At 43.8% G+C, this 12,885-nt stretch carries 9 protein-coding genes; all 9 read left to right on the top strand.

Annotated features, from left to right (window positions below; genetic code table 11):
- The first annotated feature begins 405 nt into the window (after nt 1–405).
- Nucleotides 406–2,112 carry a PHB depolymerase family esterase gene (locus tag RIL182_RS20760; protein ID WP_006856509.1) on the top strand — a complete coding sequence of 569 codons (1,707 nt, stop codon included), beginning with the start codon at nt 406–408 and terminating at the stop codon, nt 2,110–2,112.
- Between the two features lie 99 nt (nt 2,113–2,211).
- Nucleotides 2,212–3,132: an ABC transporter permease subunit gene (locus RIL182_RS20755; RefSeq protein ID WP_006856510.1), complete on the top strand. Its 921-nt coding sequence runs from the start codon at nt 2,212–2,214 to the stop codon at nt 3,130–3,132.
- A 14-nt stretch (nt 3,133–3,146) separates the two neighbouring features.
- Complete coding sequence (locus tag RIL182_RS20750; RefSeq protein WP_006856511.1) at nt 3,147–4,073, top strand: carbohydrate ABC transporter permease; 927 nt, start codon at nt 3,147–3,149, stop codon at nt 4,071–4,073.
- A 68-nt stretch (nt 4,074–4,141) separates the two neighbouring features.
- A complete protein-coding gene (locus RIL182_RS20745; RefSeq protein WP_006856512.1) occupies nt 4,142–5,911 on the top strand; it encodes a type 2 periplasmic-binding domain-containing protein in 1,770 nt (589 codons plus the stop codon).
- Nucleotides 5,912–6,094: 183 nt separating this feature from the next.
- Entirely contained in the window at nt 6,095–7,153 is a 1,059-nt protein-coding gene (locus RIL182_RS20740; RefSeq protein ID WP_015561081.1) for a LacI family DNA-binding transcriptional regulator, read from the top strand.
- Between the two features lie 108 nt (nt 7,154–7,261).
- The gene (locus RIL182_RS20735; protein WP_242655515.1) at nt 7,262–9,574 is read left to right on the top strand and encodes an alpha/beta hydrolase-fold protein; all 2,313 of its coding nucleotides are present in this window, start codon (nt 7,262–7,264) and stop codon (nt 9,572–9,574) included.
- 55 nt (nt 9,575–9,629) lie between these two features.
- Nucleotides 9,630–11,237, top strand: coding sequence for an alpha-N-arabinofuranosidase (locus RIL182_RS20730; protein ID WP_015521716.1), 1,608 nt, complete (start codon nt 9,630–9,632; stop codon nt 11,235–11,237).
- A gap of 15 nt (nt 11,238–11,252) precedes the next feature.
- Nucleotides 11,253–12,047, top strand: coding sequence for an alpha/beta hydrolase (locus RIL182_RS20725; protein ID WP_006856517.1), 795 nt, complete (start codon nt 11,253–11,255; stop codon nt 12,045–12,047).
- A gap of 1 nt (nt 12,048) precedes the next feature.
- Nucleotides 12,049–12,825, top strand: a complete 777-nt coding sequence (locus tag RIL182_RS20720) for an alpha/beta hydrolase (protein WP_015561083.1) — start codon at nt 12,049–12,051, stop codon at nt 12,823–12,825.
- The last annotated feature ends 60 nt before the right edge of the window (nt 12,826–12,885 follow it).

Below are 12,885 nucleotides of genomic sequence, written 5' to 3'. Positions count from 1 at the left end.
CCCCATTTGCGTAGGTGCTGGACTTACGTCAGCTTTGCTATGTCATAAATTCCCATTCTTTCCGATTTACAAAAGCTAACTGCCAAATCCAACTTTTAAATCAATTCGTTTTGCTCATCTCTCCTAAAATTCTGTTTAAGATAAAACAATCTTAACATTGCGGATACAGTATGTCAATAAAAAGCTAAAACGAAATAGCTCTAATGGCAAAAAAACTTACGCAAAGAGAAATGGAAATAAAGAAGAAAAACAGGAAAAAAGTCGCAAAAGATGAAATAAACAGATGAATATTCAAAAAAATAGATTGACAGAATAGAAAAAAGAAACTATAGTTAAGCTACGACGTTTTAGCAGTTACAAACGGAAAATAGTTTAGCGAACCTGCACAGACAGAGGAGGTAAAAGATGGGGTTAGTATATAAGAAGCTGGAAAAGATCGGAAGAAGTATGTATCTGTATTTTCCGGAACAGGAAAGAAGGACAGCATTCAAACGCTGCAGCATTACAATATTACGTGATGGAGAAGACGAAGCATCCGTACGGTATTTTTTAGATGAGCTTGGCATGCAAAAACTCGCGGAGGAACAGGAAATCATTCTTTCATTCCCGAATCCGGAAAACGGGCGCTGGAATTATGATTTTTCCGGAGAGACAGATGATCTGACAGCTTTTCATGATTTTCAGGATGCAATGACAAAGGAAGATGATAAGCCTCTTGCAACACGGCCGAACGGGATTCCAACTTATGAAGCTATGTTGAGTGTCTGGCATCCGATGAATGACACCAGGTATCTAGTCGGTACCGGAAGCGGAGCGCATATGGTATGCACGCTTGCAGCCTGTGTGGCAGAGAATATAGCAGCAATTTTTGCAGTGGGTGGAAGGCTATGTGAGGAAGCCAGATATCAGGCGGTGAATGCTGCAGTACCGGCTTTTCTGGTGGACAGTGACAGGAAAACACAGAATTATTTCAATGTTGTTAATGAAACAGAATGGAAAGAGACGGCAGATCAGATTACAGTGACAAGAAATAAAAGAAATCCATCTCAGTGTGTCATGAATTCAGAGAATATGCAGCTTTCCAAAGAACTGGTGAACCGGGTATGGGAAGAACTATTTTCCGTGACCAGGCGCACCAATACCTCTGTGTATGGAGATGTGGAACCAAAACCGGACATGAAAAAAGCCGGGTTTGAACTTTATCTGGATGATGACAGGTTAGAGGAAAAGGTGAAGGTAAAGCATACCTGGTTTGTGCATGTACCTTCCGGTGTGAAAGATGGAACGTCAGGAAGGGTACCACTTATGCTCTTTTTCCATGGAGGATCGGATAACCCGGAGGAAGCCGCACAGATGAGCCGTTTTCATGAACTGGGGGAGAAGGAAGGCTTTATTACTGTGTATCCGTGGGGAACAGACAGAACACAGTGGAACAGCTTTTTAGCACCGGATGGAGCAGATGATATCGGGTATACAGTTGCATTGATCCAATATATGAAAGAACACTATCCAGTTGATCCGGAAAGAGTCTACCTGTCAGGCTTCAGCAATGGAGCAGGACAGGCGCAGGCAGTGGCAATGCTCCACCCGGAACTGATCGCAGCTATCTGTCATATTGACTCAAATTGGCCGGGAATCAGAAATGGTGCCAGTGAACTTACAGAACAGGATAAGTATCTGTTTGGTCTTGCGATGGAGAAAAAGAAAGAATACGATTACCGGATGCCGGTATGGTATACCTATGGTTCCCGGGAAATTTCTTATCCGATTTATTATCATTGCTCCCAACAGCATCAGTATGATTTCTGGAAGGCGTATAATCATATTCGGATCGAAGAGACACCGGATCTTTCCAAACCTGATCCGAGTGGATGCGGTGTGCCGGGGCAGATTCAGCAGAGAATCCGGCCTTCTGCCAGACATCCGGAACATTACTATGACGTTCAGAGGTTTTACTCGGATGAAGAGCATCCAGTGAATCTGTATAATCTGGCGATGATGCATGACAAAGGACATGAGGTAGCAGATAAGGATCCTGAGCTTGGATGGAATTATGTAAAACAGTTTAGAAGACTTCCGGATGGCAGTTTGAAAATAGTTTCTAATGAATAAGCTATTGACAGCTAAAACGAAATAGCATATAATAGCAACATAAGAAATGTACGGAGAGAAAACAGATTGGACTGAGGAGAAAATAGGAGGGGTAGCTGAATGAAAGTTTTTACAAATAAGAAAAAGATGAGAGGGTATCGGGAATTCCTCTATATTCTGCCTTTCATTATTCTGGTTGCGATATTTGCTTATTATCCACTGTATGGATGGGCATACGCGTTTTTTGATTACAAACCGCCAAAAGCACTTAGCATGGATGACTTTGTAGGATTGAAGTGGTTCCGGTATCTGGTAGACAATCCGGTGAGGATTAAGCAGACGCTGATGGTTTTGAGAAACACCTTTGCAATGAGTGGATTGACCATTTTATTTTCCTGGCTGCCGATGATTTTTGCCGTATTTCTGAATGAGATTAAGTGTATGCCATTCCGGAAATTTGTCCAGACCGTGACGACACTTCCAAACTTCATCAGCTGGGTACTGGTATTTTCTATCTGCTACTGTATGTTCAACAGTACAGGTATGGCAAACAGCTTACTGATACAGATGGGAGTACTTGAAAAACCGATCGCTTTCTTGCAGTCTTCCAATCATATATGGCTGAAAATGTGGCTGTGGAGTACCTGGAAGAGCCTTGGATGGTCAGCAATCATGTATATCGCAGCAATCTCAGGGATTGATGCAGAATTATATGAGGCAGCAAAAGTGGACGGGGCAACAAGAATGCAACTGATCTGGAATATTACGATTCCGAGCTTACTGCCAACATACTTTGTATTATTAATGCTTAATATCGCAAATTTCCTTTCCAATGGAATGGAACAGTACTATGTATTCCAGAATGCATTTAATATGGATACTATCCAGGTACTTGATCTGTATGTATACAATCTGGCAATGGGAAGTGGAAGTTATTCTGTATCTACTGCACTCAGTATGCTTAAGAGTCTGATCAGCGTCATTTTGTTATGTGGTGCCAATACGCTATCTAAAGTACTGCGTGGTGATGGATTTATTTAAATGGAAGTGAGGATATGAACATGAAACAGAATGGAAAAATAAAAGAAAATGCCGGTCCGGTTGATAAACTGATCAGCGTGATTACTTATATTGTGTTTGCATTGTTTTCCCTGATCTGTATTTATCCATTTTACTATATTTTTATCAATACGATCAGTGCTAACGATCTGAGTGAAAAAGGAAAGATTATCTTCTGGCCGCAGCAGATCCATTTCAGAAATTATCTGGATGCAACCAAGATTCCGGGACTGCTGCAGGCAGCACAGATTTCCATTGCAAGAACGCTGATCGGAACGGCATGTACGGTATTGTTAGCCGGCTTCCTCGGTTATATGTTCACAAGAGAAACCATGTGGAAACGGAAACTCTGGTACCGGTTCGTAGTATTGACTATGTATTTTAATGCAGGAATTATTCCATGGTATATTACAATGAATAATCTGCATCTGACGAATAATTTCCTCGGATATATTTTGCCGACGCTGGTATCGCCTTTTTATATTATTCTGACGAAGACTTATGTGGAATCAATTCCGAGGGAGCTGCAGGATGCAGCAGAAGTAGACGGAGCAGGAACATTGAAGGTGTTCTTCTCAATTATTCTTCCGATTATTAAACCGATTCTTGCAACGGTTGCAATTTTTGCGGCAGTAGGACAGTGGAATTCTTTCCAGGATACGCTGCTTCTTGTAACAGACACAAAGTTATATACGTTACAGTTTATTCTGTACCAGTATATTAACCAGGCAAGCTCACTTGCAACGATTGTTTCTTCCGGAACCTCCAGTGAAGCAATCCAGCAGATGCTTGCAACGACGCAGACGGCTACTTCCATCCGTATGACAGTAACTATTCTGGTCGTAACACCAATTCTATTAGTATACCCATTCTTCCAGCGCTTCTTTGTAAAAGGAATTATGATCGGCGCAGTGAAGGGTTGAGAAAAAATTCATAAACTTCAACACACAATAGGGGGCTATTGTAGAAAAACAAAAGGAGGATATGTATTATGAAATGGAGAAGGACAATTAGTTTAGGCCTGGCAGCAGCCATGACAGCAAGTACAGTTCTTGCAGGCTGTGGAGGAGATTCCGGAGCAAATGGAAAGGCTTCATCAGGGGACAACAAGAACCAGACAGCTGCAACAGAAGAGGGAGGCTCACAGGCATCAGGGGATGTGACAACCATCGAAGTCTATGATGTTGCGGCAAACTATCAGGGCATGCAGGCAGGCTGGTTTGGCGACCTTGTGAAAGAGAAGTTCGGTCTGGAACTGAATATCTTTGCACCGAATACATCCGGTGATGCGGCAGCACTTTATCAGACGCGATGCAGCTCCGGAAAGCTGGGTGATATCATTCTTCTGGACAATGCAGATTATCTGGACTGCGTAGAAGCAGGACTTGTTATGGATATTACGGATGATATCTGGAATTATCCAAACTTAGCAGAGTATAAGACACAGATTGAGGCGTTCAATGCGCAGGTTGGAGATGGAAGTAAGATTTGGGGAATCCCTACCGAGATGACGAATACTTCACCAGAGACATATTCACAGTCGACTCCGTTCTCAGCACCATGCCTTCCATGGGACTACTACAAAGAACTTGGATGCCCGGAATTAAAGAACCTGGATGATCTTCTGGATGTTTTAGAGCAGATGCAGAAAGCACATCCGACCAACGATGCTGGTGACAAAGCATATGCGATTTCCCTCTGGAAAGACTGGGATGGATTCGGTATGGAAAATATCTGCCAGACCGCAAAATGGTATGGGCAGGAAGTAAATCAGTCTGTATTAATTGGAAATGACAACAGTATGATGCCATTGATTGATGAGAACGGTGCATATTACAAGATGCTTGAGTTCTTCTTCAAGGCAAATCAGAGAGGGCTGATCGATCCGGATTCCTCTGTTCAGGACTGGACCACAACAGACGAGCAGAAGCTTCGTGCATACAGAAAGTACTTATTATGGTACAACTGGGAAATGAACCTTGCAGGTATCAATCTTTCCGATGAAGACAAAGCAGCAGGAAAAGGATTTGTGAATGTTCCTGTTGAAGACCTTAATATTTATCAGGTAGCAGATTCTTATTATGGCTCAGGCCGCGTATGGGGCATTGGTTCTGGCGTAGACGATGCAACAAAAGAAAAAATTATGCAGTTATTTGACTGGATGGCAAGTCCGGAAGGAATCAGTTACATGTGGGATGGTATTGCTGGTGTCAACTACACCATTGAAGAAGGAACAGGACGCTATGCACAGACAGATGACTCTGTAGCTTATGTAGCAGGTAAGAAGAATCTTCCGGATGAATGGGGCGGCGGTCTCTACAATGATGGAAAATGTCAGTTGAACCAGTACATTGTATCTAACATGGCAGTTAATCCGAATAATAATGAGCCTTACAGCATGAGCTACTGGAGCACTAATCTTGAAAAACCGAAGGACCAGAGATATGTTGACTGGACAGAAAAATATGGCACTGATACACAGACAGAATACTTTGAGGAGAACGGATTATTAAAGACGGTTGCAAATGTAAATGTTGTTCTTGAAAGTGATACAACAGATATTGCGCTGATCAGAAGTCAGTGTGGAAAGGAAATTACAAATGCATCCTGGAAGATGGTCTTTGCAGCAGACCAGGCAGAATTCGATGCATTATGGGAAAACTTAAAAGAGACTCTTACCGGTATCGGATGGGATGATCTTGTGAAATTTGATATGGAAAAATATCAGAAAGTAATCGATGCAAGAAAAGCAGCAAAATAAAAAACAAACAGATAAGCAGTGAATAAGCAATGGCATCCGGTCTTTTCAGAAAGAGAGGACAGCCGGATGCCATTGCTAAAACGAAGGAAAAACAGCCGGTTGTCGGGTTGACAAAAGAATCTTAGATATGGTAGGCTCAGTTATAAGGCAAAAATAGTTCAAAATAGGATGAAAGGCATTGATATGGGTAAAAAACAAGCGTCCAAGATGCAGATTAAGAATATTGCGGATAAACTGGGACTTTCCGTGAGCACAGTGTCTGTTGTGCTGAATGGCAGAGGAGACCAGGTAAGAATATCAAAAGAGACGCAGAAGAAAGTATTAAATGCGGCGAAAGAGATTAATTATCAGCCCAATATTTATGCGAGAAGATTGAGACAGGCAGCTAACGAGGAGGCACCATATGTTTTGGCACTGTTCTGGAGGCGTGACAATCTAAACTCACGTCTCGGGCGTTTCCTGGAAGGCATCTTTCAGACAATTGATTTGAAAGAGCTGAAGATAGAACTGGTTGTCCAGGCATATGAACCAGGGAACTTCATGACATATATGGATATGCTGTCAAGCAACCGCTTCAGTGGAGCCATGATCTGTGGACTTAACGAGGAAGAGCAGAAGGCGCTGGAAGAGAGGGAGATCACGATTCCGATTGTGTTTATCGGACGTGACAGCCAGATCTATCACAGTGTGCTGATGGACAGCTACCGGACAGGTGAAGAATGTGCGGCATGTATGAACCTTTCCGGAGTGAAATCTGCCGCCTTTTTGGGATTTGAGAAAACAGGAAGAGCAGAGAGACTGATGGAGGCAGGTTTCCTGTTTGGGTGCAGGAGTCATGATGTTGTGGCGAAGGAAGAATGGAATCCAAGGATTGAGAAGAGTTCCTATGAGATTGGATATCAGACAGCGAAACAGATGCTTTCAGATATGGAACTTCCGACCGCGTGGCTTGTAGCCGACTGCAGGCTTGCTACAGGGATAATGGCATATTGCAGGGATGTCGGAATCTGTGTCCCGAAAGATCTGAGGATTATATTTTTTGAGAACTCTCCACTACTCCGGTATAATAGACCAGCATTGTCTTCTGTGGATATTCCGTCACAGGAAATGGCAAAGAGTGCATTAGATATTTTAATTCTGGCAGGAGAGAGCCGGATGGATATTCCAATCCGGAGGGAGCTGCTGCCAATTTATCAGATTCGGGAAAGCAGCGGTCTGGAACAGGAAGAAAATTATAAATAACAATACAAAATAACAGCGGCGGTAAAAAATATGGAAATATATTGCCGCTATTATTTTTACAATATGCTAAAACGAAATAGCTAAAGAGAGCAGAAGGAGGAGATGAAAATGAAAAACAATCAGGCACTGACAATGTATCCGCTTTTTTTTGATCCAATTTATAAAAAAGCAGAAATGAAAAAGATAGATGGCAAAGATTGTATTTGTTATCAGGAAGATTTCTGGGGAACCAAGGTTGAGGAGGATGGAAGTGTTACCTTTACAATGGAAGCACCAAAAGCAGAGACGGTAGAAGTTTCCGGTTTTGGAGGAACGCTTGGAACGGAGAAAATTGCACTGGAGAAGCAGGCAAACGGACTGTTTTCTAAAAATGTAAAGGGGATTCTTCCAGGCTTTCATTATCACAGGTGGTTTGTAGATGGGGTACAGGTGACGAACCCACATGCACCGTTTGCTTATGGATGTTTCGGGGCAAATAACTTTTTTGAAATGCCACGGGAGGGACAGGATTTCTGGTATCTGAAGGATGTACCGCATGGGGATGTGCAGATTCATTCTTACGTGTCAACACAGAATGATCACATAAAGAAATGTTATGTCTATCTGCCGCCTTCCTACAGAGAGAATATAGATCAAAAATATCCGGTTATGTATATCCAGCATGGAGTGGGAGAGGATGAGACAAGCTGGCTGTGGAACGGCAAACTGAATTTTATTATGGATAATCTCATTGCAGAAGGAAAATGCAAGGGTATGATCGTGGTTATGTGCAGCGGTTACGCGTTTAGAGATGATGAGGAGGCTGTTTTTTTCCCGGGTGACTTTGGAAGGGAACTGACAGAGGATGTTATTCCATATATGGAACATACTTTTCGCGTGAAAAAAGGACGGATGCACCGCGCAATGGCGGGACTTTCCCTTGGGTCGGCGCAGGCAACCCAGATCGTATCGAGATTCCAGAATCTGTTCGGACATCTGGGAGTATTCTCAGGGGTCAGGGATGAAGAGACAGAACGGATTCTTGCACAGTTTGCAGAGTATCCGATGCAGACCGTTCTTATGACGGCAGGAAAAGGGGAGAAGGATTTAGATAAAAAACAGAAAATATATACGGATCAGTTTGAAAAGCTCGGGGCAGCCGGAGGGCAGCGAAGCTATGAGGGCTATCATGAATGGCATGTGTGGAGAGAGAGCTTTAGGGACTTTGCATCCTTAGTATTCCAGAAAGAGGAGCCAGAGGATGGAAGTGAACCAGTTTTTCCTTATGAAGAGAGAAAGCTATCCAAAGAGCAATTAGACCGTCAGACTTTTGCAGAGCATATGCTAATGTCTGATCCGATCCACAAAGGTCTGATTCATGCATTTGATGAGAAAGGCAGACCGTGTGGCAGATACCGGGAAGAACATCCGGGCGCAGAGGTGACAGATGGGAAGACTGGAACCGCCAGATTTTATCTGCGGGCAGACGGTGCGCATGATGTGGAGCTGAATCTGTGGGGAATGAAAAGCTATCCTATGGAAGAAGGAGAGGATGGCTGGTGGACAGCAGAGGTAACGGGAATTGAGAAAGGATTCCACTATTATAACTATATAGTAAACAGCGCGAACACGGTGGACTGCAATGCGCCGGTTGGCTACGGCGGCTTTCAGGCTGTGAACTATCTGGAAATGCCGGAGGAGGATTTTGAAGAATACAGAATCCGCCAGGTGCCACATGGAACGGTTCATTATGAATATTACAAATCTAATAGTACCGGGAGAACCAAGCTGTGTTATGTATACACACCAGCAGGTTATGAGGAACATCTGGAAAAACGATATCCTGTTCTCTATTTACAACATGGGGGCGGCGAGAATGAGGTTGGCTGGATCTGGCAGGGAAAGCTTGCCAATATCGCGGATAACCTGATTGCAAAAGGGCAGATGAAGGAAATGATCGTAGTTATGAATACTGGCTATGCCTTCCCGGAAAATGGTGAATATCACCATTCTATGAGCGCATTTCTGCAGGAGCTTCCGGAAAGCTGTGTCCCGTATATTGACAGCAGATACCGGACTATTGCAGACAAAGATTACAGGGCATTAGCAGGGCTTTCCATGGGAGGCATGCAGACGCAGAGAATCGTATTTACCTATCCGGAATTGTTCGGCTGGGCAGGCATCTTTTCCGGTGGTCTTGTGATCAGGGACGATGAGGTGGATTATACAGAAGTATTACTGAATCCGGAAGCATTCAGAAAGCAGTTTCATATGCTTTTTGTTGCATGTGGAAAGCAGGAATGGAGCTATGAGTCGACGGTTAAGAACGAGAAAGAAGTACTGGCGGCAGGTGTCCCGATTGAGGTGTTCGAAGGATACGGTTATCATGACTGGACATTCTGGAGACATTGCCTGAATGCGTTTTTAAGAAAATTATTTTAAATGTGTTTGCGGGGACAAGACACAGGTATGGCAGTGAAATGAAGGAGAAAAGACTATGGAAAAAGAAGCAAAAATTACAGTCCATCCATCCTTTGAGATAGGAGAAATCTCACCGAGATTATTTTCAACATTTCTGGAACCGATTGGAACAATGGTAAATGGAACGATGTACAACCCGAAGCATCCGACAGCGGATGAGCAAGGATTCCGGAAAGATGTGATTGAGGCATTGAAAAGTACCGATATGCCGGCAATCCGTCTCCCGGGTGGAAACTTTGTTTCCGCCTGGGACTGGAAGGATTCCATCGGACCGAAAGAACAGAGAAAAGTACATTTAGATCCGGCATGGTATCAGTATATTACAAATGAAGTTGGTCATGACGAATATTTACAGTGGGCAGAAAAAGTGGAAGCAGAACCGATGTATACGATCAACCTCGGAACAGGAGGAATCCGAGATGCGATGGATATTGTTGAGTATACGAATCATGAGGGAGGCAGCTGGTGGTCAGATCTGCGTAAAAAGAACGGACATGAGAAGCCATATGGGGTGAAGGTCTGGTATCTTGGAAACGAGATGGACGGACCGTGGCAAATCGGTTCCTGGGATAAGGATCCGAGAGGCTACGGAGTTCTTGCCAATGAGACATCCAAAGTGATGAAGTGGATTGATCCGACGATAGAGACTGCTGTCTGCGCATCCTCTGCCATCTTTATGGATCACTATCCGGAATGGGAAGAGACCGTGCTCGAACAGTGCTATGATTCGGTGGATTATCTGTCCATGCACCACTATCACAGTGCGCCTCCGGGAGATATTAAGGCATTACTGGGTGGTTCCCTGTATTATGAGGAATTTATTGACACCGAGGCGGCACTTTGTGATGTGATTGCAGCAAAGAGGCGTTCACCGAAAAAAATGATGCTCTCTTTTGACGAGTACGGAGCCATGATCCGGCCAAATGCCGAGCTGCATCCGGGCTATGGTGTCTACAATATGACAAGAGCCCACTACCGGTTTGATCCGGACAGAAAATATGTGCTTCATGATCCAGATCAGATGCCGGACAGAAAACATCCGGGAGGAGATATGCTGCAGATGCTGGCAATGGTTTCAATTCAGATGGCATTTTTAAGACATGCAGACCGTGTGAAGATTGCTTGCATGACAGGAGGACTTGGAGCACTCTGTTCTTCCGACCATGACCATGTGTGGAGATCAGCATCTTATTATGCACTGTCGCAGCTGATGGAGTATGCAAAGGGAACATCCATGCAGACAAGCGTGGAATGTGAGACCTATGATATGCCGGGATATGCGATCGATGATACATCCCAGTACAGGGGAAAAGAAAATGTTCCTTATGTGGACAGTGCATCGGCATGGGATCGTGAGAATGGCAGACTGAATCTGTTTGTGTTAAATAGAAATGAGGAGAGTGAGTATTCTCTGACTGTGGATGTCAGAGGATTTGAGGGATACAGGTTTGTAAAACAATTCGAGATGTATACGGATGATCTGGAGGCTTCGAGCAGCTTTGACAATCCATCTTTGGTTCTTCCAAAAGAAAAAGAAGATATTTTGTTCGCAGATGGCAGACTGACAACATCATTAAAACCACTTTCCTGGAATGTATTGTGTTTTGAAAAGGAAGAAGAGTAGAACAGGAGGAGAAAAATGGCACTGATCCAATATTCATTTCGTTCAGAAGTGTTGAAAGAAAACACAGAAATCTATGTGATTCTTCCGACTTATGAGGTTTTTCGTGACCCGGAGAAAAAAGGGGCAGAAACTTATTATAAAGAATATGAGAGAAAAAAAACGCTCTATGTGCTGCATGGAGGCAGTGATGATGCAAGCCTTTATCTGCGCCGTACCAGATTGGAAGAATATGCATTAGAGCGTGATCTTGCAGTTGTGATGCCGGAAGTACGCAACAGTTTTTATTGCGATATGGTACATGGAAAAAAATATTTTACATACTTAAGCGAGGAGCTTCCGGAGATTGTGGAGAATATATTCCCATTGACGCATGATCCGAAAGAAAGGTATGTGATCGGTAATTCCATGGGATCCCACGGAACCTTCAAGTGGGCTTTGAACCGCCCGGATTTCTTTGCAGCGGCAGCTGGAATGAGCGGTGCGGGAGAGGTGGAGAGCCTTGGATTTTTTGATATGAATAATCCGAATGTTGCATCAGCTTTCGGGACAAGGGAAGAGTACAGGGGAAGCAGTAATGATTTTTATCACCTGATCCGAAAGAATCTGAAAGAAGGGAAAAAACTACCAAGATTGTATAGCTGCTGCGGCAGACAGGACTTTTTTTATGAAGGATCAAAAAATTTTGCAGAAGTGGCAACCAAGATGGGATGTCCGGTAGAGTTCTCTGAAGGAGAAGGCAGGCATGAGTGGGGCTTCTGGGATCAGTGGCTTCCGGTCATGATAGACAAAATGATGAAGGAGGATGTATGAGATGGGAGTGACAATGTTTGATTTTTTATCAGATAAGCTGGGCTATCACACCAAATTGTATGTGATCCTTCCGGGGTGTGTCAATCAGGGGAAAAAGCCGGCAGGCACTTTGTATCTGCTGCATGGCGGTGGAGGAAACAGCCAGGACTGGATCAGGTTTTCTTCCATTGAGCGGTATGCGGAGGAAAAAAACTTTGCAGTTGTCATGCCGGAAGTGGATGGTGGATGCTTCTACAGCGATATGAAATATGGATACCCATATTATCAGTTTGTGACAGAGGAAGTTCCAATGGTAGCTGAGAAAATGTTTCCGGTCAATACGGAACCTGAAAACCGTTATGTAGCGGGGTTCTCAATGGGTGGATACGGTGCTTACAAATGGGCATTTACAAAACCTGGATTTTTCAGGGCAGCGGCAAATCTGTCCGGTCTTTCCTTTGTGACGGAACTTTTTGCAGAGCAGAGAGCACGGTATCAGGATAAGGAACAGGAAAAAAACGATGTGGTTTCGCTATGCTGGGGAAGCTTAGAGGAACTTGCCGGAACAGACAGCGATTCGAAAGTGTGGATCGATCGTGCATCTGAGACGGGAGAATATCCGGCCTTATTTGGAGCTATCGGCACGGAAGATGGAGGTTATGCACACGCACAGAAATATTTGGCTTACTGCAAAGAGAAGAATGTGAAGATTTATTACGAAGAGATGCCGGGCGGACATGAATGGAAGGTCTGGGATACGATGATCGTGAAATATCTGGATTGGATACAGACACTGTAGTGCAAAGAGCAGCGCAGTTTTGCCAGGTAAAGGACCAAGAAAAATCTGAACATTAGGAAG

The sequence above is a fragment of the Roseburia intestinalis L1-82 genome (genome assembly GCF_900537995.1).
Classification (GTDB): Bacteria; Bacillota; Clostridia; order Lachnospirales; family Lachnospiraceae; genus Roseburia; species Roseburia intestinalis.
The sequence above is the reverse complement of the archived record's forward strand: the minus strand, read 5'-3'. Positions and strand labels throughout refer to the sequence as shown.

Bases quoted from the DNA above. Each gene is read 5' to 3' on its own strand.
- RIL182_RS20760 (WP_006856509.1), top strand. From the start codon at position 406: ATGGGGTTAGTATATAAGAAGCTGGAAAAGATCGGAAGAAGTATGTAT.
- RIL182_RS20755 (WP_006856510.1), top strand. From the start codon at position 2,212: ATGAAAGTTTTTACAAATAAGAAAAAGATGAGAGGGTATCGGGAATTC.
- RIL182_RS20750 (WP_006856511.1), top strand. From the start codon at position 3,147: ATGAACATGAAACAGAATGGAAAAATAAAAGAAAATGCCGGTCCGGTT.
- RIL182_RS20745 (WP_006856512.1), top strand. From the start codon at position 4,142: ATGAAATGGAGAAGGACAATTAGTTTAGGCCTGGCAGCAGCCATGACA.
- RIL182_RS20740 (WP_015561081.1), top strand. From the start codon at position 6,095: ATGGGTAAAAAACAAGCGTCCAAGATGCAGATTAAGAATATTGCGGAT.
- RIL182_RS20735 (WP_242655515.1), top strand. From the start codon at position 7,262: ATGAAAAACAATCAGGCACTGACAATGTATCCGCTTTTTTTTGATCCA.
- RIL182_RS20730 (WP_015521716.1), top strand. From the start codon at position 9,630: ATGGAAAAAGAAGCAAAAATTACAGTCCATCCATCCTTTGAGATAGGA.
- RIL182_RS20725 (WP_006856517.1), top strand. From the start codon at position 11,253: ATGGCACTGATCCAATATTCATTTCGTTCAGAAGTGTTGAAAGAAAAC.
- RIL182_RS20720 (WP_015561083.1), top strand. From the start codon at position 12,049: ATGGGAGTGACAATGTTTGATTTTTTATCAGATAAGCTGGGCTATCAC.